We start from the raw sequence: 23,368 nt of genomic DNA, 5'->3' as shown, positions 1-23,368 counted from the left end.
TGCCGGACACGAGGACTTATGTTCACTTCTCCCCTACCATTCAGTAGAATGGCTGTATGCGGGATCAGCAGGGATCTGCTTTCAATGCTCTTTGAACTCGCAAGAGAGCATCACCCGGACGAGTTCGTTGCGGTGCTGCGAGAGAGGAACGGCATCATCCGGGACCTCGACCTGGTGCCGGGCACCATCGTCGGGGAGGATAGCGCCTCGTTCTTCGTCGATATGCTCCCGCTGGACATCCACCAGGCCGGCAGCGCCCATAGCCATCCGAACGGTGTCCTCTCGCCCTCTTCAGCGGACCTCGGGTTCTTCCCGACGGTGGGCCGGTACCATATCATCGTCGGCTACCCCTACGGCCCGCGGGACTGGCGGTGCTACCGGGCCGACGGCAGCCCCGTGGAACTCGAGGTGGTCGAATGACCCGCGTCGTCGCGACGGGGACGTTCGATCTCCTCCATCCCGGGCACCTCTACTACCTTGAGGAGTCGCGGAGGCTCGGCGACGAACTCTTCGTGATCGTGGCGCGGGACGCGAACGTGAAACACAAGCCCCGCCCGATCATCCCTGAGGACCAGCGCCTTCTGATGGTCCGGGCCTTGAAGCCGGTCGACCACGCGCTCCTCGGCGACCTGCACGATATGTTCCTCCCGATCGCAGAGATAAAGCCGGAGATCATCACGCTCGGCTTCAACCAGCACTTCGACGAGGGAAGCCTCCGGCAGCGGCTCCGCGACCGCGGGCTCGACGCGGAAGTCGTCCGGATCCCCGGGTACCCCGGCTCGCTCGCCAGTTCGTCGAATATCGTCGGGCATATCTTAAAGACCCGGGAACCCTCTCCTCCCGCCGGTCCCACCGGCGAGGGGGAGTGATACCCGCGCCGGGGAAGGCAGGCTATGCGGCGGGCCGGCGTATGGGACGATGACGGGGTAGACGGCCGGATAGATCTCCTGAAGGTCTCGGTCCCGCCCCTGCTCTGCGGGCTCTTTCTTGCCGTCGTCTGGTTCCTCCTCCCGTCCGAACAGTGGCTCCTCCTCGTCGGGATGATGGTCGCCTACATCGTCCCGCCGCTCGGCCGGGAGACGATCATCCCGGTCTGCATCCTTCTCGGCATCCCCTGGTGGCTGGTCGCGTCTGCTCTCGCGTTCCTGGACTTCGCCGGCGGGCTCTTCATGGCCTGGAACTTCCCGCTCGTCCTGCGCATCCCCTACGCCGGCCCCTGGATCCGGCGCTTTATGGTCGCGGGCAGGACGTTCCTCGACCGGCGGCCGTGGCTCGAGCGGCTCTACTTCGTCGGCCTCATCCTCTTCGTGAGCCTCCCCTTCGACGGGTCGGGGAGCATCGTCGGCTCCGTCATCGGAAGGATGCTCGGGATGACGAAGACGGAGGTCGTCGCCTGCATCACCATCGGGGGGATCATCGGCAGCTTCGCTATCGCCCTCGGCATCGACTGGGTCACGAACCTCATCCCGGCCGGCGCGGGGCCCTGGGTCTCGCTCGCCGTCTTCATCCTGATCGGGATCGCGCTTCTCGTGATGTACCGGAGCCGTTCGTTGATGCGGGAAACGAACGTCTGACTTCGCCGGTGATCCTGACGGAGCGGTTAGTTCAGCTGGAGGTGGATTCGCCGCGGTTCGGATCAAAATATTGATATACAAGTCAGGGGATTGATCAACCTGACCGCACCGGCTCTCGCCGGTCCGGGGGTGATCAGGATGGATCTGCATACCGCAGAGGAGTCTGGAGCAGGCGAACCTCCAGTACAGCAGGGGGGCGTTCAGGACTGCCGGAGAGAGTACGATCCCGTCACCAGCCGGGTTCCGGCCGGGATATCGGACGTCGCCGCTCTGCTGCTGCAGCAGGTGGTCGAGACCTCGCTCTCCGGCACCTGCATCGTCGACCGGGAAGGGCGCATCGCCGTCGCCAACGATGCGCTGCTTGCCCTCTGGAGGTATGACCGGGATACCGCGGTGGGCATGCCCGTTGACCTGCTCTGGTCCTCCCGGAGAGAGGGAGCGGACTGCATCGGCTCGGCCCTCACTGCAGGGCGGTGGAGCGGGACGATCGACGCCCGGCGGAGCGACTCGTCGCGTTTCGACGTCCGGGTCTCGATCGGCGCCGCCCCCTGCCCCGGCACCGACGGGGTCTGGCTCGTCCTCTCCTGCGCCGACGCTGACGGGGAGGAGAGGCCGATGGGCGCACCCGGCCGCCAGAGCGGCCTTGCAGGAGCCGTCGCGGCGATGCCCTCCCGTTTTACGGACCCTGCGCAGATCGACCCGGCGATCGACGCCTCGCTTGAGAGCCTCGGCCGGGCGTGCGGGGCGAGCCGGTCCTCGCTCTCCCTCTTCAACGAGTCCCGGACGCTGCTCGGCACGACGCACGAGTGGTGCGTGCCGGGCGTAAAACCCCACCGGGGCGATTTTCAGAAGCTCCTCGCAGACGACCTCCCCTGGTGGGCCGTGCAGGTCCTCCAGGGGGAGACGGTGCTCGTGGATGGAACATCGGGGGACGTGAGGCTCCGGCGGGAGGAGCGCGACTTCCTGAAGCGGCAGGAGGCAGGCACGGTGCTGATGATCCCCCTCCGGCTGAACGGGGCGGTGGTCGGCTACGTCGGGTTCGAGCGGGGCGTCGGCAGCGGCCGGTTCGGAGGCGAGGACGTCGCGCTCCTTTCTGCCGCCGTCCAGATCGTCGCCGGGGCGCTCGACCGGAAGCAGTCCGAGTACATCTTCCGGGAGTCGGAAGGCCTCTACCAGATCGTCCTCGACGCGATCACCGATGCCGTCATCGTCGTGGACACCCATCTCGCTCTCCTCCTCGCAAACGACGCCTTCATCGCCTGGTGCGAGGAGCTCGGCCTCGCGACGGACGTCGTCGGAAGGGACCTCTTCTCCGTCCTGCCGTTCCTCCCGCCGGCGGCCCGGCAGCAGTACGAGCGGGTCATCCGCACGGGACGGCCGCTGACCTCGGACCGTCCTATCAGGCTCAGCGAGCGGACCGTGATCCTCCGCGAGACCCTGATCCCGATCTTCGAGAACGGCGAGGTCGCGAGGGTCATCAACATCAGCCGGGACATCACCGCGCAGAGAGAGGTCGAAGAGTTGAAATCCAGGGCTTACGGCCAGATCGAGCGGAACATGGAGCAGTTCGCCCTGCTTGCCGACCATATCCGCAACCCGCTCCAGGCGATCGTGGGGCGCGCGGAACTGATCGACGATGCCGAGGCGAGGGAGAAGATCCGGCAGCAGGTGCAGCGGATCAACGGGATCATCGATCAGCTCGACGGGCGGTGGGCGGAGTCGCGGAAACTCTCCATGTTCTGGCGGAGATACTCCTGATCCCCGCTCTTCTCAGCCGGTATCCCGCAACGCTCCCCAGACCCGGTTCCGCTCGAGGATGACCCGGTAGCGCCGCAGTTCGGCCTCGGCAGCCCGGTACCCGGGATAGTGGCCGGCTACGAGATGCCAGAACCTGCCGGAGTGGTTCTGCTCGCGGAGGTGGGCAGCCTCGTGGACGATGACGTACTCCCGGAGCGTCCGGGGGAGGGCTATCACGCGCAGGTTGAGGTTGATGTTCCCCAGCGACGAGCAGCTCCCCCACCGGGTCTTCTGGAGTTTCACCGCGATCCGGCCCGGTCCTTCTCCGGCGAGATCGGGGAGGGCAGCGAGGCGTTCGCCGGCCTCTTCCTTCAGCATCCGGGCAAGCCTCCCCCGGAGGGCGGGGAACGACGGATAGGCGACGGCGCCGCCGGCCTCGTCGACCGCGAACCGCGGGCCGGGGGCGAGGCTGTAGAACCGCCCGTAGAGGAGGAGCCGGTCTTCCCTGCCGCGCCCTTCGGCGGCGAGGGTATCCAGTTCCTCCCGCCGTTTCGCGATCCAGGCCTCGTGGCGCGTGAGAAACCCCGTGACGTCGAACGCGGGGGGAGCGACCACCCGCACCGTCCCGTCCGGCCTCACCTGGAGCCGGGCGGACCGCACCGCCTTCCGGACAACGGTCGTCCCGTCCGGGCTCCTCTCCTCGCTCCTCTCTCCCATCGTACCAGTACCCGGGCTGTGCGGGGGGAAAAACTCCACGATCCGGCACGCACCTATACCAGATAGCGACAAACGTATGGTACGGCTTCCGTCCGGCGTGCGGGCGGGTGCAGAGGGTGGCAACCGTGAGCGAGAAGGAACTCAAGATCGGCGATATCGCGCACCTCACCGGACTCTCCGAGCAGGACGTCCGGGAGCTCGTCCAGACCTACGACAGCCTCTTTTCCTACCGGACCATCGGCCGGGTGAAGCTCTTTCCCGAGAAGGCGGTCAGGATCGTGAGGGAACTCGTCGACCTCTCCGGGAGAGGCCTCACTGCCGAAGAGGTCGAGAGCGAGGTCCGTTCGGTCAAGAAGCAGGCCCCACCGGAGGAGCCGGCAAAGGAGGTCGCCCGGACCGCCGCCCCGCTCCCGGTCGAGGCGGTGATCGACCTCCGGGTGATCCAGGAGACGATCGCCCGGCAGGAGCGCCGGATCGCGCACCTGGCGGAGGAACTCGAGCGTGAGCGTCATCTCCGCGAGGAGGAGGCCGTCCGGTTCCGGCAGGCCCTCGACCGCCTCCAGGGGCGTCTCGACCGGCAGCAGGAGCAGCTCGCGGTCGTCGCGGAGTGGGTGGACTACTTCGACCGGCAGATGGACGAGGTCGCCCTGCCGGCACTCGAACGGGTCCGGCGGACCTTCGGGAAGGGCACCGGGCGTTCCGGGTGACGGGGTCGCCCGCCCTTCGCTACGGCTATAGTGTTTCTGTAGCAAAATATAGCACACAATAGCAAATTTTTCACAAATGTTATATAGCATCCCTGCAACCTGCGTGCGAGGTGATTGAGATCTCCCAGCAGTATGTGGCCGCCGCACTGACCTTCGCCATCCAGGCCCTGGTCGTCGGTGGATTGGTAGCCTGCATCGTCATCGGACCGCAGAACGGGTCGTCTCTTGAGGCCTCACCGTCCGCCGGGATACGGAACGTTGACGACCGGCCCGACACCCTTCCGCCGGCCGGGCATCCCGCCGACGGGTTGCCGGAGGTCCGGGTGCAGGTGAGCGTTCAGCCCGACCCCTCCGGGGGGCACACCCTCTCCTTTTCGGCATGAGCCGGCTCTCATCCCATCACGATCTGGACGGCCGTCGGGTAGCGGTTCATGATGGTATACACGAGCGGTTTCGCCACCCAGAGCCTTCCGTTCCGCATCCTCCTGAGTGGGCTGATCTCTTCCAGGCACTGGAGGGCCTCGAGTGCCGTCTCGTCCGCAAGGAAGAAACTGTCCGGGACGGTGGAGTCGAAGTAGAAGAGGATCGGGAGCCGGAGGCGCCTCTGCAGCACCCCGGGGAGGACCTCTTTTAGCCTCGCCAGGACGTCGCGGTCGAAGTCGTATGGCTCCCCGCCCTTCGTGACGGATGACGGATGCTCCTCGCGGAGGAGCCGGGAGAGGCGTTTGCGCTCGGAAACGATGCCGTCGTTGATCCTGCCGATCTCAAGCCGCATCCACCGTAATAGGGTCGACTCGTCGCCTGCTGATGGTTGCAAAGGCATGGTATGCTCCTGGTGATGACCGCTCTCTGGCCGGTGTACAGACGAGTCTCCGGCATGTCATATATACCTGGCCCCGGACGAAAGTTTAAGAACTCCCGGCCCTAAACGGCGTCTCCTGCGTGATCATCCATGGAACCGATCTCAACCCACGACAGATCCCCCCGACAGCCTATCCGCCTCTGGAGGATGGTTGCCTCTCTCATGCTCCTCACCGGGATGGCCGTCCTGCTTATGGCTCCCCCGGCAGGCGCCGCCGGCATGCCGGAGGAAGGAGCGGAGTACCGTTTCGCCGTCGCTGCGATGCTCGAAGAGATCGACGAGACCGAACTCCAGCAGACGACCCGCGACCTCGAGGAGTTCCCGACGCGGGTCTTCGGGACGGACGGGAACCACGAGGCGGGCGAGTACCTCCACCGGAGGCTTGCCGGGATCCCGGGTCTTTCCGTGGAGTTCCAGGGCGGGGATCTCCGGAACGTCGTTGCGACCCTGCCCGGGAGCGGGGAGGCCGCCGGCGAGGTCGTCGTGGTGGGGGCGCACTACGACAGCACGTCGTGGGACCCCGCCCGCGCTCCCGGGGCTACCGACAACGGGTGCGGGGTCGCGATCGTCCTCGAGCTCGCCCGGGTGATGAGCGGGCACTCGTTTGACCGGACGGTCCGGTTCGCCTTCTGGAATGCCGAGGAAGACGGGCGCTACGGCAGCGCCGCGTATGCAGAGAGCGCGGCGGACTCGTCGGACCCCATCCCGCTCTACCTCAACTACGACTCGGCCTGCTATGACCCGGAGGACCGCTTCGTCCTCGACCTCATGTACGATGAGCGCTCGAAAGACGTTGCGGCGCTCATGGCGGAGTACAACGCTCTCTACGGGATCAACTTCACCCTGACCGAGAACGCCCACGCCTGCGCCTCGGACCATATCCCCTTCCGTGACCGGGGATACCCGGCGGTGACGACGCACTGCGAGGAGCACGGCCCGGCCCATACCCCGGACGACACCCTCGACCACGTCTCGTTTCCGTATGCCGCAGGGAACGCCCGGCTCGGCCTCGCGGTCCTCACGGAGACCGCCGTGCCCCGCGACAACCACGAGAGCGTCGTCTCCCCGAACACCCCGCCCGCCCGGTGAGACCGATGTCGTCGCGGTATGACGGGCGTCTCCTGCTCCTCGTGGCGGTCGGTGTTGCGGCGTTCCTCGCGACAGCTGCAACCGCGGCCGACGTGCCCGAAGAGCCGGCATACGACCCGGAGATCGCCGCGATGCTTGAAGAGATCGACGGGACCGAACTCTACCGGACGACCCGCGACCTGCAGAACTTCCCGACGCGGGCGTTCGGGACGGACGGGAACCGCGAGGCGGGCGGGTACCTCTACCGGAGGCTTGCGGAGATCCCGGGTCTCTCCGTGGAGTTCCAGGGCGGGGATCTCCGGAACGTCGTTGCGACCCTTCCCGGGAGCGGCAACGCCTCCGACGGGGTCGTGGTGGTGGGTGCGCACTACGACAGCACGTCGTCGGATCCCGCCCGCGCCCCCGGGGCCGCCGACAACGGGTGCGGGGTCGCGATCGTTCTTGAGCTCGCCCGGGTGATGAGCGAGCGCTCGTTCGACCGGACCGTAGAGTTCGCGTTCTGGAACGCGGAGGAGATCGGTCTGGTCGGCAGCCGCAGGTACGTCGGGGCCGCGGCCGACCGGGAATCGGAGATCCTGCTCTACCTCAACTACGACTCGGCCTGCGGCGAACCGGGAGGCCCTCCGGTCGCGAATGTCCTCTACAATAAGGAGGCCCACGAGGCGGCGGTGCTCGCGGCGCACCACAACACCATCTACGGCATCAACCTCACCCTGACCCGGAAGCCGGGCTCGCATGTATCCGACCACACGCCGTTCTGGGCGGCAGGGTATCCGGCGATGATGACGCACGCCCCGCCGCAGCAGTCGGCCCACACACCGGACGATACCATCGACCGGATCTCGTTTCCGTATGCCGTGAAAAACGCCCGGCTCGGCCTCTCGGTCCTCGCAAAGGCCGCGGATGCGGAGGGCGGGATCGCCACCCGCTGGACCGTTCTCCATACCGCACCCGATTGGAGCCGGTTGTTCACCATCGCGGGATGCGATTATCCCGGTACCCTGGCAGCAGGCTCCCCCCGCCTCCTCCAGGGCCCCGGCCTCCTCATGCTCCCGGGCGTCGCGGTATCCACCCCGCCGGGGAGTGCTGCAGGGGTAAGTTATTATTAGGAGGGGGTCCAGAGGAGGTGGCTCTCCGGAGTGGGGCGGGGACCCCGGCGGCGAAGGATATGGTCTCCGGCAGTCGCCGGAATCGTGCAGGCCCGCCGGACCGCCTGCACTCCGGATGATGGAGGTATGCGTAATGAAAGGCGAAACAGAACAGAGTATGTCGGAAGAATCGGGGCCGGTCACGTTCAACTGCTACCGGGTGACGCCGGGCGAGGGCGAGGGTATCCCTGAAGAGGGCATGAACACCTACAGCCTCGTGGTGCTGCTGCCCGACGGGGACGTCAAGCACCAGATCGTCTGGGCGGGGGCTCCCGAAGACATCGGCGACGCGATCCGGGTTCCTTCCGGCTCGCGGGTGATCATGACCGAGATGAAGAGCCCCATGGTCTGGGACAGCGAGGCCCTCGAGGAGGAAGAGGCGGCCGTGGAGGCCGCACCGACCCCCTGAACTCTTTTGGGACCGGGTCCCGCGGGGAGGGGTCATGTCCTCCGGTTCGCCGCGATGCTCCGGTCCATGCAACGATTCTCATAGGATATTCCTCCACGACACGCTCCTTGTGTGCGGTTCCGTGAGTACGATCCGGGAGAGATGGGCGTATCGATCGCTTGCAAATGAGAGTAAAAAGAGTTATCGGGAGTTCTCTCCGGTAATCTCGCTTAAGTAGACCCCTGACCCGACCCACCAGTCCTCATCGACCGGAAGGACGTAGCCGATCTTCAACTCCTCGCGGTTCCCCTGGTCGGGGTTCGGCCAGACGAAGACGATGAACCCTCCTCCGTCCTGCGCCGTGTCCCTGAGCGCCCGGATGTTCTCCATTCCGAAGGGGTCCCGCCTCTCGATCAGACTGCTCCCGATCGCGGCCTGGAGATGGGGGTGGGCGAGGAGCGTCCCGTTGTAGTCGTAGGCGTAGAGGTAGTGTCCCGCGGGGTCGACGAGGCTCCCCGTCCGGTTCGAGATCTCCGCGAATGCGGCCTCCCTGCTATGGTCGCGGCCGTATGCGGCACCACGCTCGACGAGGTCGACCATCGCCGATACGGGACCGGGATACGCTTCCCCTCCGGTCCCGGAGAGAGAGACGGCCGACCCGATCCACCACGTATCGCCGGCGGGGGCGACGTAGCCGAGGACCGGGACGTACGCTTCACCGGCGGACCCGGCCTCCCGCGCCGGGGCGAGGTAGGTGATGAAGCCGCCGCCGGTCGCCGCCGTCGCTGCACCGATGCGGACCACCGGCAGCCCCCGGATGTCGGTCATGTTCTCCTGGTTCGTTCCGACCGCCTCGCTCTGTCCGGGGTGGGCAAGAAGCGTCCCGTTGTAGCCGTAGGCATACACGCAGAGGTCTCCCTGCGCGAACCGGCCGGACGCGCTGCCGAACTCGGCGAGAGCCGCATCCGTTCCGGCAGTCTCCGCATAGGCCGCGGCTCCCCGGACGAAGGCCGCGAGGTCCCCTGCGGTCGTATTCTCCTCCCCGGCCCCCTGGACGCCGGGGCTGCTGCACCCGGCCGCGAGGATCGCGAGGAGCGCGAGAAGGCAGACCATACCGATGAGATAGCATCGCTTCATGCTCATACATGGGCCGACTGAGCAAAAAAACACGCCGGAAACCGTCTCAAGAGGCTGCAGTGCGTTCCCCGTCTGTTCCCCGGCACGGACCCGGCGCCGGCGGCGTGCGTAAGATTGACGATGGGCGGCGGCATCTCCGGAGCATGGATCGCTCTCCCGACAGCCCGCCCGGCGCGATGCCGGCGGTCACCGATATCGCGACCGTATCCGGCCGGGTTCGCCTCATCTGGGTTCTGTCCGCATCGGGGCCGAAGGTACGGAGGATCATCCTCCCCGGCGACGTGCGCTCCGATACGGTCCCGGCCGAAAGCATGCTTTCCATCCGGACCCCCCGCGATATCAGCATCCGGACGTTGATCGCCGGGATACAGTCATTCCTTGCGGGGAACGACGTGCGGTTCGATATCGATCTCCTCGACCTCGATCGGTGCCCGCCCTTCCGGCGGCGCGTCCTCCTTGCCGAATACGGCATACCCCGGGGGTATGTCAGCACCTACGGGCGCATTGCCCGGCACCTGGGGAATCCCGGCGCTGCACGGGCGGTGGGAAACGCGCTTGCCGCAAACCCGTTTCCGCCCGTCATTCCCTGCCACCGCGCCTTGCGGTCGGACGGCCGGCCGGGCGGGTTTCAGGCGGGCCAGCGGATGAAGCGGAGGCTGCTTGAGATGGAGGGCGTCCGGTTCCGGGAGGACGGCCGGGCGATCCTGGAACGCGTGTGGTACTGAGGCCGCGGTCTTCCGCGCGGTTCTCCGTTGCGAGCCCGGTTCCATGCAGAGGTATATGTAGGATCGCGCCACCCCGTCTCCGGGTGATCGGATGGCGAATGTTACCCAACAGATGGCGAGAGAGACCGAGTACAGCGCGGCCAACCTCATGAAGGATGCCGGGGTGGATACGGAACGGTGGAACCGGGTGCCGGACGAGGCGACGATCGAGAGGACGGTCGCGGCTATAGAGGCACGGAACGTCAGGGTTATCCTTGTGGATACCGCGGAGGAGGCACTCGGGGCCGTCGTCAACCTGCTCCCCGAAGGGGCCGAGATCATGAACGGCTACTCGACGACCCTGATCGAGATGGGGTTCGACCGGGTGGCGAAGGAGAACCGGAAGGGATGGCAGGACTACCACGCCGTCATCACGGCCGAGAACGATACGGCAAAGCGGCACGCGCTCCGCCGGAAAAGCGTGGCCACCGAGTACTTCCTCTCCGGGGTGCAGGCGATCGCCGAGTCGGGCGAGATTGTCGGGTGCGACAAGACCGGGAGCCGGATGGGGGCGTGGCCTCACGCGGCGGCCCATCTCGTCCTCGTCTCCGGGGTGAACAAGATCGTGCCGACCCTCGACGATGCGCTCCGCCGGTGCCGGGAGTACTGCCTGCCCCTCGAGAACCAGCGTGCGCAACGGGCCTACGGGACCGGGAGTTTCATCGGCAAGCACGTGATCCTCGATAACGAAGTGGAGGAGGGGAGGATAACCCTGGTCCTGATCCGGGAGCGGCTCGGCTACTGAGCGGGAGGCTCCTCTCCCTCACCCGGCGTGCTGAAAGTCGATGAACCCCCTGGAGGGGTCCGTCGCCATCAGGCGGACCCGCACCCTCTGGCCGACCCTGAGGCTATCTGCGCCGAGCATGACCCTCCCCTCGGCCGGCGGATCGACCAACCGAACGTAGGTTCCCTTCTCCGAGGCGCCGGTGACGAACGCCGCAAAGACCTCACCGATCCTCTCGCGGAGGAGGACCGCGGCCGCCGCCTTTCTGACGAACCGCTCGACCTTCTGGGACGCTTTCTCGCGGCCGGTGAGGCGGAGAGCAAGATCGTCGAGTTCTTCCGGGGCGTAGGGGGGATAGCGCTCCCCGTCGAGAGCCGATTTGACCAGCCGCTGGATGATCAGGTCGACGTAGCGCCGGTTCGGGGCGGTGCCGTGGGTGTAGTCGGCGACGGCGAGGGCGAAGTGACCGATCGGGTCATCGCCCGGCCGGAACGCGACGTACTCGCCCGCCCCCATCAGTTTCACGACTGTGAGGGAGAGGTCGGGGAAGCGGTCGGGGTCGGCCGTCTTCTGCCGGAGGAGGAACCGCGTGAGCGCCTCCGCATCCGGCTCGGCGGGGAGGGTCTCGCCGCGCTCCGCCGCCTCCCTCACGATCCCTTCCCAGTTCTTCGGGGTGCGGACGACCCGGTGGATCATGGGGAGGCCGGCGGCCGCGAGGAACGCCGTCAGGCTGCCGTTCGCCGCGACCATGAACTCCTCGATCAGGCACCGGGCGAGGTTCTGCTCCTGGACGACGAGGGCCGTGACCTTGCCTTCGGCAACAACCGGCTCGGCCTCGATCGTCTCGAGGGCGAGCGCTCCTCTCTCCGTCCGGCGCCTCTTCATCCGCGTCGCGGCCTCGTGCTGGAGAAGGACCTGTTCCTTGAGGCCCGGCGTCTCCGCGACCGCCCGGGGGACCGGCCCGGTCCCCGCGAGCCAGTCGCCGATCTCCTCGTAGACGAGCTTCGCATGGTTCCTGACGACAGCCCGGTAGACCTCTCCTGGCTTCGTATCCCCGTCGGGGAGGACGGTGTACTCGATAACGACCGCGGCCCGGTCCTTTCTGGGGAGGAGGGAGGTGAGGTCCGCCGAGAGGCGGTCGGGGAGCATCGGGAAGGTCACGACGCCGGTGTAGACCGAGGTCCCGTTGTTGGCGGCGTGCCGGTCCGTCCACGACCCCTTCGGGACGAGAGCGTCGACATCGGCGATCGCGACCCGGACCCGGATCTCCCCGCCGGGAGCGCGCTCGCAGACCTCTATCTGGTCGAGGTCCTGCGAGTCGTGGTTGTCGATCGACGACCAGAGGAGGGGCCGGAGGTCGCGGGGATCGTCCGGGGGGTCCGAGAACGCGTTCGCGGGAAGAGCCCCTACTTCCCGGACGACGGGCGGGGGGAACACCGGGAGAAACCCGTACTGCTCCATCGCCATCCACGAGATGCCCTCAAGGTCTACGTACGGCTGGTCCTGCATATCTACTTGAGAGATCTGTTTTAGTGTATAAATACTCCCTACAACTCGGTTTGAATCGGTGCCTTATCTGGTCAAACCGTTTTGATCCAGTGCCTTACGCGCGACCTGATTTCTTCAGAATCATCAGATAATTTTTGTTTCCAACAAAGGTGTGATCGGAAAACACTATTCTGGTCATGCAACTTAAAAAACTGGGGAAGTATCCTACGTCGGTTAACCCCACGAATACTATTTCTCTAACCCTACTTTAGAGTTGTATGAATGGCATTTTAAACTACACCGCGGACAGATATTCATAGAATCCGTAAACTTATCCTCTGTTTTTGGATCTAGATCAAGTTCAAAGGATTCCGGTCTTTTGTTCATAATGCTTAAGGCAATACTCATTATCTGGTTATTTGAGAGTTTATACATACTTCCTCTGGCACCAGGGAAGTTGCAATTAACTGCTGACAAGCTTTGTCCAAACATCAACGCTTCTCTTACAAGATTTTCCCCAAGAATACTGCCCTCGCAGGTCCTATTTTTTAATATATAATGGATTAAGCCTGCACTGCACCAATCTCCTGCACCCGCTGCATCCCGGAAATTTTGAACTCTAAAGGCATCTAAATGCTCCCACGGCTCGGACTTGAGACGGAAATTAAGCCCTTTAACCCCTAAAGTTTCGATAATCAGTTGGTTGTTTAACTCCTCAAAGATATTGCTGCTTTTTTTGTCAAGTTTATCATGTGATAGTTTGATAATGTCGGCTAGTTGGCTGCATTCGTAGAATAGGTTTGTTTTCTTTAATTTCGTTGGCTCAAAGAAAATTAGCGACTTACGTTTTTTTAGTTCTTTAGCTATTTTCACAGAACTATTCGATACTCTATCTACATAGAAAACGCAGGGTGTAAGGTCTTTATTCAAAATATCGGACGTCTGTTTCATTGTTAATGGCCGATATTTTGGCAGGTATGAACCGCAGATCGGGCAGGTCATGCTGAAGGAGTGTCGATATTCACCTTTTCTATTCTTATCAATTTTTTCAACAATAATTGGAGTGTTTCGGCCACTATCAACATTAATGAGTCTTGTGTCTACACCCCATCTATGAAGATCGTCAAAGAGTATTTTTGAAAACTGATCATCTCCAGTTCTGCCTATAAGTATGGAATTCCAACCTAAGAAGGACAGGATGGTCAACACATTAGTGCAGGATCCCCCAGCCTTAAAGATCGGGCAGGTACTTGAGAGCTTATCGATGATCACGTCCAGTGCAATTAATCCTGTCCCAGCACATGTCAATCTATTGCTTCTAGAGCCTATTGGTAAACTGTCACTCATCTTCATGAAATAATAGCAAGGCAAATAGTTCAGAGTTTCGGTTTATTTTGTCAATATTTTCCTTTTCTAGTATATCATAGCCTCGCGGTTCAATATTTGCTAGTCCTACACTGCGCATATTTTTTTTGAGATCGTACGCGGCCAGTAAGGCCCCAACTGAGATCAATTTACTGGAATCTGATGAGATGACCACCTTTAAACCCTTCAATGCTGCTAATGCGGCATCATATCTTAATACAGTGTCAATTATTTGCCGATATAAATCGAATGGGTTCCTTTCATCGGCGAATATTATATTCTTTGGTTCGACAACCCACTCATCGAATAAGATTGAGTGATACTCGATAACTAAGTCATCACCACGTCTTGGATTAATAGATGGTGAGGGTACAACAGGGCAGATCTCGCTTGGCATTAGCCAGCTGTGAGTTCGTTCTAACTGAATTTTTTTATTCTCACCTAAAACAGGTATCCAAATAATTGGTATGTCATTCGTGGCGGATCGTTCAAGGTCGCTTGAAAAACCTGATATATACTTTGGCTCTTCATCAACACCTGAATCCTCAATCCTCTTATCCAATTCTACGTTTTCTGATACTATGACGAACAAATTAGGGCATTTAGTTGAATTGTTTGCAGACCTTTCATGTAGAAGATGTAATATCTTTGCAACCAGCGAAAAATAAATCCCTCTCGGCAGTGCACTTATGTCGATAATTACGTCTGTATAGTCATTAATCTCCTCAAAAGAGTCTATTATTGAGATTGCTTCAATATCTCCGATTCTTCTTTTATGAAAGAGATCATCTGAAAGCATGCCAATTTTCTTTTCTTTATACTTTCTGAAATGTGGAACTAATTTTTTAATATCGGCATAATTCTTTGAAATTAGATCTCGATGTAAATTGGAGGTTGAATCAGGACCTTCATCATATGTTATTAGTAAACAGTCGCAACTCTCTTGAAAAGGGCTATTTTGCATTATCGTTTGAATACCCAAAAGCATTCTGGGATCAAACCCAAGACCCAAAATATATAGGACTCTTTTTCGTGTCGTGTGCAGATAATCGTGCCAAAAAATGGTAAAACTACTATTATCGATGAGCGAATAGGGATCCCACCTTTTTTTGAACTTATATTCTAAGACCATCTAAATGACCTCTCTCCTCAAAAGAGTCCTCCAAAGGAATCCATCTTGCCAAATCCCGTATTTTTAACCACTGCCAACCACCCCGGCCTAGTGGTAAATCAAATTTAACGCAGATAAGTCGGTTTAAATAGAACTTATGGCCTATCCGATTTCCCTGCGAGATATCTTTTTCCATTGATAATAGATTGTTTGAGGTGCATAAGTACAAGATCTGGGCTAAATCCGAGTACGCACCTTTTTTTCCGAATCCTATATCTTTTAATATCACTGCAAATTCGGTGTCTAATATCGAGAATCCAGTGATTCCCGGAGGATATGACGCGGAGGGCAAGAATGTCTTCTCTTTAGCAAAAAGACAAAATTCGGTAAGAAATTTTTGAATTGACTTGCCATGGGGAATTCGTTTAGGGATTTCATTCCATCTTTTTTCAGCAACATTTTTAATTATCTGATCTTGTCTCTCTGGCGACAGAGTATGGTTCTTTTTCGCCAATGTATGTAGTGATATGATTTCTTCAAATAATTCAGAAGATAGAGCTAGAAACTGCTCAATGTTAAATGACGATGCCTCAGATAAATCGGAGAATCCAAAATAGTAAGGGAGTTCGTATTCTTTTGCTAACAAAAAGTTTGCATATGAACTAATGTCAACGATATCTTTATCATCAAAGGACTCATCTAAAAATTCATAATCTAAAGTAAGTTGGCCTCTTTTTTCTGCGCGAGCCAACAGTATTTCTAGAGAACGTAAAGCAATTGCTTTTTCTTGGAAGGAAGTGTTGTCACTGTGGATTCCTTGTACTTTGTCGATCCACTGATAATATGCTTTCGACGAGGTGATTTTTTGACTCAAACGCTTGTGGAGCTCCAGATATATCTTTTCATATTTCTTTTCCCATTTCCTCCCGCTAAGAGATTCTTCCAGACAGTCTTTCAATGAGCTAATGTCTCGGTCATTAGCAATACTTATTCTTTTATCTGCAATATTACTCAATATTTTCTCATATGATTTTATAATGCCTTTATTGCGCTTTATCCAATATCTGTAGAGATCAATTGCAACGTATTCTCTTCCATCAATTGCAGAGTTTAGGGTCTCATTACTGAGCAGTTCACGCGGGTGCATGCCCTCAAAACGTTCTGCTATCCAAAAGCACACTGGTGGGCGGCTCTGATACAAATACCCGCGGATCTTATCTCTCTGGTCATGCGATAACTCATGGAAGTCATCGATCATCACCATTGTTTTTTCTGCAACCACTTCACCATCAAAAAGTATGCACTCTGGCTTCATAAGATAAATCGAATCGAATGCGTTAAGACCCTCAAACTCCACTTCTGAAATTGGATCGTAGCTGTCAAGAATTTCACATACCTGTCTTTCGAGATCGTCTGCCCATTCGAATAGTATGTCGCCCGTACTTGGCAAGGGATATCGAGAACTGGTTCTCTGCTCTAGTGGGGATCTCTTAATCTGTAAACTCTTTAACTCTTCAACCGATCTTAGTTCAAATAATGTCATTACACCTTGGAGCATTGAAATGATTAAGCGAGAATTAAGTAATGTAAATAATAACTGATCCTTTTGACTATTGTCATACCGGTAATCTTCCAACCTTGAATAATTACCTGAGCAAGAGAGTCTGACACTTAAGAGGTTAACCCGGTTATCAGAGACTGCTCCGACTGATTTTAACTGTGAGAAAATTTCATTATATTCCGGAGAGCCCTTTACCCTATTTAATTCCATTAAGACATCAGGAGCAAATAGGCGTAGCATTGAAGTCTTTCCCGCACCTGGTGAACTGTAAATATTATGGACTCGTGGTAAAAACCAGTCTTGGTTAATGACCGTGAGGATATGTGGATCAAAGACCCGCAAAAAAAGCCGGGGATCGTTAATTTGTTCGGCAGATCTCAGTTTAAATGGATTCCTATAGCCTACCATTGACCATCCCTACTGGTGCCCAGATATTCATTTATGCCTGTTAACACGCGGAAATAAGCCATGATGTTTACTGTCCTCATCAAACCACAGAAGGGGTACTGAATTATTGGGGGTATTATGGCTCATTACAACCGATAAAGCGCATTCGTTGTAACCTAACCATGGATGGTCCCATCTGGGTGCAAGTTTCCAATGGCGTTCATACATGTCGAGGAATCCCTGACTTGTACTTATGCATTGAGTATAGTATTTATGAAGTATTTTTGTTAATTCAATAGACTGGTTCTCATCGTAATTTATTTTGCAGATATCTGGAATGATCTGAACTGGATGAATATCGATAGACACGTTCATCCCACTTTCTCGAAGCCACGAATCAATTGTTCTTTCCAGATAGTCGATCGCCTCACGTGTCATTACATATAATATTATATGGACTTCTAGTGATTCTAAATCCACCAATTCGCTCAGATTATCCCTGTTCTCAGTGGTGCTCTGCAGGAAGAACTTATCTAAGATGTTTTTGATTTTTCCAGTATATCCCTCTGACTCTTTTCTTAAGTAACTAACACCGCTTGCAGAAAAATCATCGATGAGAAATAGCATTTTGAACTTATTGTCTGATTCTGAAGGTATCGAACCGGTTCCCTTAGATATACATTCTTTTAAACTTTTACGCATCTTCTGTGCCTTATCTCCAGAGATCTCGTAGGTCAACCAAACCTGTTCGTTTGAGATTATTGCACTATTAAATCGTCGAAAAACATCAATATGTGCACCATCGCTTAACCCGAGGAACAAACATTGTCTCAGCAATGTCTGATATTCTTGTGTATTGATGATCTTCCTTATACTCGTACCCAGCAGTCGATCCTTTTTCTGGACTCTCTCTACAAGTAACTGCCGGACAATATCTGGATAGACCATTGTGACGAAATGAAATACTTCTGCGTTTGAAAAAAATATCAACTTAGATTTTATAAAATCGTATACTGTTTGACGATCTTGTAACTCGAATTGATATAGCCACTGGGCAAGGTTAACAATGAATCGTAAGCCCGGTGAATATTGCTGATACTCATCATATTTGTACAAAGCCAACGCTTGAATTAACGGACGTTCCCTTGCGACATCTGCCTCCTCCCAACCCATAACTTTGGCTAACAGCCGTTCTGCAAGATCGCTATTCATTATTTTCGACCAAACTGGGTATAAGTATACCTAAATTTCCCATTAGATAATTTAAATTTTTCCAAATATTCTAATGTTGCCCGCGGTCCAGTATAACCGGGTTTGCATAAGTTCCAGCAGTTATCGGGGTCCGATGATAAGGCATCGACACCAAGTGAATATGGCCCCGAGAGTAGGTAAAAGTCATTTCCGGGCCATCCCCCTTTATCTCCGATACAAAGAACTTTGTCACATGTGTTGATGTCAAGAGACTTACTGCGGCAAATCTCGATTAAGTTCTGTTTTGGGTTATCACATGCTAGAATATCAAATGAATGACTTGATTCTAACACCTGAATATCGTTTAACATGTGTCTTGCTTTTAGATCGAATAGCAGTCTTCTCAATAACTTTCGATACCGGGGGTGGGTAGGTTCGAGAGTAATCTGTTTAGGACGGCATGTAACATTTGTAATGTAATTAAGTTGAGTTTTGTTCTTGAGTATATTGAGGAACTGATCCAATCTGTCGTCTAATGGCAATCCTTTATTGGGACTATTGCTATCTGATAGTAGTGCAATATCTGAGCAATTATAGTAACCAATAACGATGTTATCCCATAAACGGGGTGGGATTTTTTCACGTAGATCAACTCCCACTGACCTTCCCCGGCCAGTTGCTATCCCTACAATTACTTTATTCTCGAGTAATCGAATCAAACCCTGAGCAATTTCGGTGCTTATCCCAATAAATCGCTCCCTGTTGCTACAGAGTGTTCCATCATAATCGAAAATTACAGATCCATATTCCTCATCCTCAATTCTTTTTATATATGTTTTAAGTGAATTAATCCACAAATTGTAAAGATCGCTGTTGACCGTCGAGAGTATGCCAAATTTTCTTTTAATCTGTTGACGCTGGGTGTTCCTACTGTTTTTGTGGGGGTCTCCAAATGGGATACCTAAATGATATAACTTCCTTCCATACATCGGCACCTTTGGATTACCTGGATCAACTCCTTTGCATAGACTCACTTGATTCACAAAGTGCAGTACTTCTACTAATAACTCCATTCCGCCGATATGAGTTCTTTTCTCGGTGGATATTTGGAAGATGGGAATTTTTTCAGGTATCAATTCGAACGTCTTTTCTGCTAACCGTTTACTTTCTGGAGTAATGAACGCAACAATCCCCGTTTTGTCGCCTTGCGTTTCAAGCCAATAGTGGCGACCATGACCAAAATTTCGATAATCGGTTAGTTGGACATTGCCCAAACCTGCCTCAGAATACTTAGACTCTAGGTCAAGAGATGCAGGGAGACTCCATTTGTCATATAAAACAATGAGTGTCTCCTTTGACACAAGTTGAGGAAGACGCTCTAATTGATTAACTTTAATGGCATCAATTGATAATTCATCTAACAAAGTGCTCTCAGTATTTAGCACATTTTCATATGCCCTGCATAGTATCGTACTAAATGCTATTTGCGAATTTGTTGCTAAAAATCCATCTTTTCCTGCAGGACTCTCATATTCTACGATCTGAGTGTTCGAATATTTGTCTGATATTTCTTTTAATTTACTCCTCGTACGCATGCAGATTGCCAGCATCTGTTTAGGTTCGCACATTGCTATGTGCTCGAACGCATTTACGATGTCTGGATTGCGTCCACTTGCTGAAGGAATTAGTACGCAAACATTCGAGAAATCAATATCCGAATAGAGCACTTCTAATGGAGTAACTGCTTTTGATAGCATGCCTATCTGCTCATGGAGCAGTACTCCTAAATTTGCAACAGTTGACGATCCCCCAGATCCAACTGCAATCAGGGAAGTATCTATGGCATCTTCGATGAAGGATGTTACTTCACTGATAGGTTGTGCTAAAGCCCATTTGTACGTATCTGATAACCTGGCAATCTCCGAAGCGAACGGCTTACCCATGCTAATCCCAACCCTATTTAATGAACTTCAATTGTCATAGATTTATCAAGTTCGATTCTTTATTATGGCTAGTTCAAATGCAATCTCCAAAATTCGGTTGTTATGATCAGGTTCTAGATCTCTATTATGCTACGTCAAAACGGATGTGGACCCGGCGGTCGGGCACGCTAGGATGCTCCGCAAAGTGGTAAGGCAACCGTCGGGGTCGTTTATGCCCCTATCGTTAATACCCCCGGCAACGACCAGTATATCCGAGCATGCGGATCGTCACATCGGGCTCCGTGCTCCGCCCCTGGACGCCCGACGACGCCGGGTCCCTGGTGCGGCACGCGAACAACCCCCGGATAGCGGCAATGATGCGCGACGGGTTCCCGTACCCCTATACGCCGGCGGACGCCTGCCGGTTCATCGGCGTTGCCACGGATACGGCGTCGCACCTCTACCTTGCGATCGACGTCTGCGGTGAGGCCGTGGGCGGCATCGGGATTCAGCCGCTCGATGACGTCAAACGCAGGACGGCCGAGATCGGCTACTGGCTCTCGGAGTCGTTCTGGGGACGGGGCATCGTCACCGGCGCAGTGCGCTCGCTCGTCCCGGTCGCCTTCGAGAGGTTTGATATCGTCCGGCTCGAGGCGGGCGTCTTCTCGAACAACCCCGCCTCGATGCATGTTCTCGAGAAGTGCGGCTTTACCCGCGAAGCGGTTCACCGGATGGCCATAACAAAGAACGGTGCCGCCCTCGACGAGTTCGTCTACGTCCTGTTCGGGAGTGAGGAGACCGGGCGGTGAAGGTTTTTCCTTAAGCCCTCTCCTTCACCCACCAGACCGCCGCGGTCGGCCGTACGGCCGTCTCGACATACTGCCCGGACTCGTTCCTGCGGAGCGTCTGCGAGAAATACTCCCGGATTATCGAAAGGTCCTCCATCTCCGGGTTGTGCATCGCCGCCCAGGTCCGGGCGGCATCCTCGGGGGAGTCGTAGACCGTGTCCCAGAACGCGTAAAAGATCCGGACGTTCGGGTAGATCCCGGCGTCGTGGAGGATGTTGACGGGGTAGATGTAGTCCGGGTAACCCTTCTGCATGGCTGCTTCCTCCCCGAAGACGGCCCTATAGAGCGCCATCTCGCCGGGGCTCCGCCACTCGCCCGCGTGCCAGAAGAGGTAGACCGCCCGGCGGGCCGCGGCGTCGAGTTTCTCGAGAGCCGCAGCGAGGTCGTAGAACCCGATGGAGAACGCCGCGATGACGATGTCGTGCGGCTGGACGTCCCTGCCGATGACGGCATCCTCCCAGCGTTTCCGGAGACAGGAGTAGTTCGTCCTTCCTGCGGCGGCCATCTGCTCGCGGAGGATGGAAAGCATTCCTTCCGAGGGGTCGAGGGCCGTGACGTGGGCGGCGGTGCCGGCAATCGGCACGGCGAGCCTCCCCGTTCCTGCACCCATATCGAGCACGGTATCCTCCGGCCGGAGGTCGAGGACTGAGAGTTCCTGCTCCGTCGCCCGCGTCTCGCCGCGGGTGGCCCTCCGGTAGGCGGCGGCGCGTTTGTCCCAGACGGCAGCGGGATCGCGGTCTTTTGCGGCCCGCTCCGGCGAACTTGCGTGGATCGCTTTCCAGAGTTCGTTCCAGTCGATGATCCGGTGCATAACTGTTCTTCTCGCTCCGGAGTGTTATAAGCGCTCGCCCGCGACGGTGCTCCACGCGACCCTGGGGTATGTTCATATCCGATGACGGTATCCTGACGGACAAAGGACCGTGTATGCCCCTCGCAGATTATATCGGGAGGTACTGGACGGGTGCCGAGGTCATGTACGGCGTGATCATCGCCATGACGTTCACCAGCGTGTTGCGTGGGTATCCGGAGATCTCCGGGCTTATCGTCGGGAAAGTCGTGGCTGCAGCCCTCTTCTGCTGCATCGCCTGGGGTATCGCGGACGGGATGTTTTACATCTGGGAGCGGAGCTACCTCATCCGGCAGGAGAACCGGATCATCGAGTCTTCGCGGTCCGCAGGGCAGAAAGAGTCCGCCCTCTCCCTTATCGGGGAGCAGCTCGACGATACGGTCCTCCGGAATATCCCCGAGGATGACCGGTTCCGGCTCTACGAGAGGCTCTCAGGGTTCCTGGCGGGCGTGGAGAGCCGGGAGAAGATGTCTCCCCGTGAGGCGGCAACAATCATGCTCGGCACCTTCCTCCTCTCGGCAGGGGCCGGAGCGATCGTTGTCCTGCCGTTCTTTCTCATCGATGGTGCCGGACAGGCCCTGACTATCTCGAACCTTGCAGGGATCCTCCTGCTCTTCGGGATCGGCTACACGAGAACACGTGACCGGAATTTCCCTTCGAAAGTGCTGTACGGGTTCGGGTCATCGTTCATCGGGATAATCATCGCGGTGATAACGATCGCACTGGGTGGCTAGAAGCGCCTGGGGGAATACTTTCCGGATACGATGTCGCATCATCGCAAAAAAGGAGGGTTCATCCGGAGACCGGAGGGAGAGCGGGTGCATCCGCCCCGGCCACCTCGTTCACGTAAACCCCTGCACCGAGCCACCACGCATCGTCGACCTTCTGGACGTAACTCATCTTGGGCTCGAGGGTCATGTTGCGCGACGGGTTCTGGTAGTGGTAGAAGACGAACCCGCCGCCGTGCTGCGCGAGGAGGATCTCGACCCGGGTGTAGTTGACCCCGAAGGGGTCCTGAAGGCCCGAGAGATCGGTCCCGATCAACTGTGGTTGATGGGGGAGCGCCAGGGTCGTCCCGTTGTAATCGAAGGCGTAGATGTAGAGGCTGTCGCGGACGAAGGTGCCGTTCTGGTCGTTGAACTCCCGGAGCGCCTCATCCGTTCCCTCCGTCCGGGCATACGCGATCGCCTCCCCGACGAAGGCCTTCAGGCCCTCCCTCACCCGGGGGTCCGATCCCACCGCGACGATCGGGGCTTCCTCCTCCGGATCGTAGATCCCCGCCCCGATAAACCAGTCCCGGTCCACCATCATCACGTAGCTGAGTTTCTCCCTGACGGTGAAGTTGTCTGCCGGGTCTATGTAGAGGTAGCGGATGAAGCCCCCGCCGGCCTCGGCGGCGGCGGCCGCATCCTGGACGTACGCGGTGCCGTTCGCGTCCGTGGTGTTCCACCGGTTCGTTCCGACGACCTCGTGCTGGAAGGGGAGCGCGAGCGTCGTTCCATTCGAGTCGTAGGCGAAGATATAGAGTTCACCGTCGACGAACGTGCCGTTCGGGTCATTGAACCCGGCGAGGGCGGCCTCCCGTCCGTGGACGTGGGCGTATTCGTAGGCTATCTCGACGAACGCCACGAGTTTCTCCGGGGATACGGAGGAATCGGCGCCCGGCACCGTCTCCGACTGGTTCCGGTCGAGAGTAACGCCGGTCTCAGTACAGCCGACACCGAGGACGGCCGCCAGGACGAGTGCGACAATAAGGAGGACTGCATACGTTCTCATACATGGAAATCACGACAGTCACTAA

The 23,368-nt window shown here is 57.2% G+C and carries 24 protein-coding genes; 13 read left to right on the top strand and 11 right to left on the bottom strand.

From position 1 onward, the window contains the following. Positions 1-48: 48 nt before the first annotated feature. The 4 genes from F8E02_RS02410 to F8E02_RS02395 all read left to right on the top strand — a co-directional run bounded on the left by F8E02_RS02410 (position 49) and on the right by F8E02_RS02395 (position 3,332). Positions 49-420, top strand: a complete 372-nt coding sequence (locus tag F8E02_RS02410; RefSeq protein ID WP_317063851.1) for a Mov34/MPN/PAD-1 family protein — start codon at positions 49-51, stop codon at positions 418-420. After that, positions 417-869 (top strand): adenylyltransferase/cytidyltransferase family protein, encoded by a 453-nt coding sequence (locus F8E02_RS02405; RefSeq protein ID WP_317063850.1) that lies wholly within the window; start codon positions 417-419, stop codon positions 867-869. Before F8E02_RS02410 ends, F8E02_RS02405 begins: the two co-directional genes overlap by 4 nt. 24 nt (positions 870-893) lie before the next feature. Beyond that, the gene (locus F8E02_RS02400) at positions 894-1,574 is read left to right on the top strand and encodes a small multi-drug export protein (RefSeq protein ID WP_317063849.1); all 681 of its coding nucleotides are present in this window, start codon (positions 894-896) and stop codon (positions 1,572-1,574) included. 138 nt (positions 1,575-1,712) lie between these two features. Then, positions 1,713-3,332, top strand: a complete 1,620-nt coding sequence (locus F8E02_RS02395; protein ID WP_317063848.1) for a PAS domain-containing protein — start codon at positions 1,713-1,715, stop codon at positions 3,330-3,332. A 12-nt stretch (positions 3,333-3,344) separates the two neighbouring features. Here the strand turns inward: F8E02_RS02395 and F8E02_RS02390 are convergent, their stop codons facing one another. Then, a complete protein-coding gene (locus F8E02_RS02390; RefSeq protein ID WP_317063847.1) occupies positions 3,345-4,028 on the bottom strand; it encodes a M48 family metallopeptidase in 684 nt (227 codons plus the stop codon). A 125-nt stretch (positions 4,029-4,153) separates the two neighbouring features. Here F8E02_RS02390 and F8E02_RS02385 point away from each other — a divergent pair, with 125 nt between their 5' ends. Both F8E02_RS02385 and F8E02_RS02380 read left to right on the top strand, forming a co-directional pair. After that, complete coding sequence (locus F8E02_RS02385; RefSeq protein ID WP_317063846.1) at positions 4,154-4,735, top strand: hypothetical protein; 582 nt, start codon at positions 4,154-4,156, stop codon at positions 4,733-4,735. A gap of 110 nt (positions 4,736-4,845) precedes the next feature. Further along, the gene (locus tag F8E02_RS02380; RefSeq protein ID WP_317063845.1) at positions 4,846-5,118 is read left to right on the top strand and encodes a hypothetical protein; all 273 of its coding nucleotides are present in this window, start codon (positions 4,846-4,848) and stop codon (positions 5,116-5,118) included. A gap of 8 nt (positions 5,119-5,126) precedes the next feature. Here F8E02_RS02380 and F8E02_RS02375 read toward each other — a convergent pair whose 3' ends face one another. Then, positions 5,127-5,558, bottom strand: coding sequence for a DUF61 family protein (locus F8E02_RS02375; protein WP_317063844.1), 432 nt, complete (start codon positions 5,556-5,558; stop codon positions 5,127-5,129). Between the two features lie 129 nt (positions 5,559-5,687). Between F8E02_RS02375 and F8E02_RS02370 the strand changes: the two genes are divergently transcribed. From F8E02_RS02370 to F8E02_RS02360, 3 genes are all read left to right on the top strand, one after another. Then, on the top strand, positions 5,688-6,686 hold the full coding sequence (locus tag F8E02_RS02370; RefSeq protein ID WP_317063843.1) for a M28 family metallopeptidase: 999 nt from the start codon (positions 5,688-5,690) through the stop codon (positions 6,684-6,686). 5 nt (positions 6,687-6,691) lie between these two features. Continuing rightward, the gene (locus F8E02_RS02365) at positions 6,692-7,795 is read left to right on the top strand and encodes a M28 family metallopeptidase (protein WP_317063842.1); all 1,104 of its coding nucleotides are present in this window, start codon (positions 6,692-6,694) and stop codon (positions 7,793-7,795) included. A 133-nt stretch (positions 7,796-7,928) separates the two neighbouring features. Further along, the gene (locus F8E02_RS02360) at positions 7,929-8,243 is read left to right on the top strand and encodes a hypothetical protein (RefSeq protein ID WP_317063841.1); all 315 of its coding nucleotides are present in this window, start codon (positions 7,929-7,931) and stop codon (positions 8,241-8,243) included. Positions 8,244-8,423: 180 nt separating this feature from the next. On the opposite strand, the gene F8E02_RS02355 is transcribed toward F8E02_RS02360, so the two are convergent. Beyond that, positions 8,424-9,359, bottom strand: coding sequence for a cache domain-containing protein (locus F8E02_RS02355; RefSeq protein WP_317063840.1), 936 nt, complete (start codon positions 9,357-9,359; stop codon positions 8,424-8,426). 104 nt (positions 9,360-9,463) lie between these two features. Here F8E02_RS02355 and F8E02_RS02350 point away from each other — a divergent pair, with 104 nt between their 5' ends. After that, the gene (locus tag F8E02_RS02350) at positions 9,464-10,084 is read left to right on the top strand and encodes a methylated-DNA--[protein]-cysteine S-methyltransferase (RefSeq protein ID WP_317063839.1); all 621 of its coding nucleotides are present in this window, start codon (positions 9,464-9,466) and stop codon (positions 10,082-10,084) included. A gap of 91 nt (positions 10,085-10,175) precedes the next feature. Further along, on the top strand, positions 10,176-10,868 hold the full coding sequence (locus F8E02_RS02345) for a lactate utilization protein (RefSeq protein WP_317063838.1): 693 nt from the start codon (positions 10,176-10,178) through the stop codon (positions 10,866-10,868). Positions 10,869-10,886: 18 nt separating this feature from the next. On the opposite strand, the gene F8E02_RS02340 is transcribed toward F8E02_RS02345, so the two are convergent. The 6 genes from F8E02_RS02340 to F8E02_RS02315 form a co-directional block, all read right to left on the bottom strand. Further along, entirely contained in the window at positions 10,887-12,356 is a 1,470-nt protein-coding gene (locus F8E02_RS02340; protein ID WP_317063837.1) for an RNB domain-containing ribonuclease, read from the bottom strand. 228 nt (positions 12,357-12,584) lie between these two features. Beyond that, positions 12,585-13,688, bottom strand: coding sequence for a PfkB family carbohydrate kinase (locus F8E02_RS02335; RefSeq protein WP_317063836.1), 1,104 nt, complete (start codon positions 13,686-13,688; stop codon positions 12,585-12,587). Then, positions 13,675-14,832, bottom strand: a complete 1,158-nt coding sequence (locus F8E02_RS02330; protein ID WP_317063835.1) for a hypothetical protein — start codon at positions 14,830-14,832, stop codon at positions 13,675-13,677. Before F8E02_RS02330 ends, F8E02_RS02335 begins: the two co-directional genes overlap by 14 nt. Further along, a complete protein-coding gene (locus F8E02_RS02325; protein ID WP_317063834.1) occupies positions 14,816-16,780 on the bottom strand; it encodes an ORC-CDC6 family AAA ATPase in 1,965 nt (654 codons plus the stop codon). Before F8E02_RS02325 ends, F8E02_RS02330 begins: the two co-directional genes overlap by 17 nt. 27 nt (positions 16,781-16,807) lie before the next feature. Further along, positions 16,808-17,971, bottom strand: a complete 1,164-nt coding sequence (locus F8E02_RS02320) for a phosphoribosyltransferase-like protein (protein WP_317063833.1) — start codon at positions 17,969-17,971, stop codon at positions 16,808-16,810. Further along, a complete protein-coding gene (locus F8E02_RS02315) occupies positions 17,971-19,893 on the bottom strand; it encodes a hypothetical protein (protein ID WP_317063832.1) in 1,923 nt (640 codons plus the stop codon). Before F8E02_RS02315 ends, F8E02_RS02320 begins: the two co-directional genes overlap by 1 nt. Positions 19,894-20,150: 257 nt before the next feature. Here F8E02_RS02315 and F8E02_RS02310 point away from each other — a divergent pair, with 257 nt between their 5' ends. Then, a complete protein-coding gene (locus tag F8E02_RS02310) occupies positions 20,151-20,681 on the top strand; it encodes a GNAT family N-acetyltransferase (protein ID WP_317063831.1) in 531 nt (176 codons plus the stop codon). 10 nt (positions 20,682-20,691) lie between these two features. Here F8E02_RS02310 and F8E02_RS02305 read toward each other — a convergent pair whose 3' ends face one another. After that, positions 20,692-21,531 carry a class I SAM-dependent methyltransferase gene (locus F8E02_RS02305; protein WP_317063830.1) on the bottom strand — a complete coding sequence of 280 codons (840 nt, stop codon included), beginning with the start codon at positions 21,529-21,531 and terminating at the stop codon, positions 20,692-20,694. Positions 21,532-21,644: 113 nt separating this feature from the next. Between F8E02_RS02305 and F8E02_RS02300 the strand changes: the two genes are divergently transcribed. Then, positions 21,645-22,301, top strand: a complete 657-nt coding sequence (locus F8E02_RS02300) for a hypothetical protein (RefSeq protein ID WP_317063829.1) — start codon at positions 21,645-21,647, stop codon at positions 22,299-22,301. 58 nt (positions 22,302-22,359) lie between these two features. On the opposite strand, the gene F8E02_RS02295 is transcribed toward F8E02_RS02300, so the two are convergent. Then, positions 22,360-23,343 carry a cache domain-containing protein gene (locus F8E02_RS02295; protein WP_317063828.1) on the bottom strand — a complete coding sequence of 328 codons (984 nt, stop codon included), beginning with the start codon at positions 23,341-23,343 and terminating at the stop codon, positions 22,360-22,362. Between the last annotated feature and the right edge of the window lie 25 nt (positions 23,344-23,368).

Origin of the sequence: Methanoculleus caldifontis, assembly GCF_032842345.1 — an archaeon.
Classification (GTDB): domain Archaea; phylum Halobacteriota; class Methanomicrobia; order Methanomicrobiales; family Methanoculleaceae; genus Methanoculleus; species Methanoculleus caldifontis.
Note: the sequence above shows the minus strand (reverse complement) of the source record. Positions and strands in the feature narration are given on the sequence as shown.

What these genes read in the sequence shown, in the direction of transcription:
- F8E02_RS02410 (WP_317063851.1), top strand. Translation starts at nt 49, where the DNA reads ATGGCTGTATGCGGGATCAGCAGGGATCTGCTTTCAATGCTCTTTGAA.
- F8E02_RS02405 (WP_317063850.1), top strand. Translation starts at nt 417, where the DNA reads ATGACCCGCGTCGTCGCGACGGGGACGTTCGATCTCCTCCATCCCGGG.
- F8E02_RS02400 (WP_317063849.1), top strand. Translation starts at nt 894, where the DNA reads ATGCGGCGGGCCGGCGTATGGGACGATGACGGGGTAGACGGCCGGATA.
- F8E02_RS02395 (WP_317063848.1), top strand. Translation starts at nt 1,713, where the DNA reads ATGGATCTGCATACCGCAGAGGAGTCTGGAGCAGGCGAACCTCCAGTA.
- F8E02_RS02390 (WP_317063847.1), bottom strand. Translation starts at nt 4,028, where the DNA reads ATGGGAGAGAGGAGCGAGGAGAGGAGCCCGGACGGGACGACCGTTGTC.
- F8E02_RS02375 (WP_317063844.1), bottom strand. Translation starts at nt 5,558, where the DNA reads ATGCCTTTGCAACCATCAGCAGGCGACGAGTCGACCCTATTACGGTGG.
- F8E02_RS02370 (WP_317063843.1), top strand. Translation starts at nt 5,688, where the DNA reads ATGGAACCGATCTCAACCCACGACAGATCCCCCCGACAGCCTATCCGC.
- F8E02_RS02365 (WP_317063842.1), top strand. Translation starts at nt 6,692, where the DNA reads ATGTCGTCGCGGTATGACGGGCGTCTCCTGCTCCTCGTGGCGGTCGGT.
- F8E02_RS02360 (WP_317063841.1), top strand. Translation starts at nt 7,929, where the DNA reads ATGAAAGGCGAAACAGAACAGAGTATGTCGGAAGAATCGGGGCCGGTC.
- F8E02_RS02355 (WP_317063840.1), bottom strand. Translation starts at nt 9,359, where the DNA reads ATGAAGCGATGCTATCTCATCGGTATGGTCTGCCTTCTCGCGCTCCTC.
- F8E02_RS02345 (WP_317063838.1), top strand. Translation starts at nt 10,176, where the DNA reads ATGGCGAATGTTACCCAACAGATGGCGAGAGAGACCGAGTACAGCGCG.
- F8E02_RS02340 (WP_317063837.1), bottom strand. Translation starts at nt 12,356, where the DNA reads ATGCAGGACCAGCCGTACGTAGACCTTGAGGGCATCTCGTGGATGGCG.
- F8E02_RS02335 (WP_317063836.1), bottom strand. Translation starts at nt 13,688, where the DNA reads ATGAAGATGAGTGACAGTTTACCAATAGGCTCTAGAAGCAATAGATTG.
- F8E02_RS02330 (WP_317063835.1), bottom strand. Translation starts at nt 14,832, where the DNA reads ATGGTCTTAGAATATAAGTTCAAAAAAAGGTGGGATCCCTATTCGCTC.
- F8E02_RS02325 (WP_317063834.1), bottom strand. Translation starts at nt 16,780, where the DNA reads ATGGTAGGCTATAGGAATCCATTTAAACTGAGATCTGCCGAACAAATT.
- F8E02_RS02320 (WP_317063833.1), bottom strand. Translation starts at nt 17,971, where the DNA reads ATGAATAGCGATCTTGCAGAACGGCTGTTAGCCAAAGTTATGGGTTGG.
- F8E02_RS02315 (WP_317063832.1), bottom strand. Translation starts at nt 19,893, where the DNA reads ATGGGTAAGCCGTTCGCTTCGGAGATTGCCAGGTTATCAGATACGTAC.
- F8E02_RS02310 (WP_317063831.1), top strand. Translation starts at nt 20,151, where the DNA reads ATGCGGATCGTCACATCGGGCTCCGTGCTCCGCCCCTGGACGCCCGAC.
- F8E02_RS02305 (WP_317063830.1), bottom strand. Translation starts at nt 21,531, where the DNA reads ATGCACCGGATCATCGACTGGAACGAACTCTGGAAAGCGATCCACGCA.
- F8E02_RS02300 (WP_317063829.1), top strand. Translation starts at nt 21,645, where the DNA reads ATGCCCCTCGCAGATTATATCGGGAGGTACTGGACGGGTGCCGAGGTC.
- F8E02_RS02295 (WP_317063828.1), bottom strand. Translation starts at nt 23,343, where the DNA reads ATGAGAACGTATGCAGTCCTCCTTATTGTCGCACTCGTCCTGGCGGCC.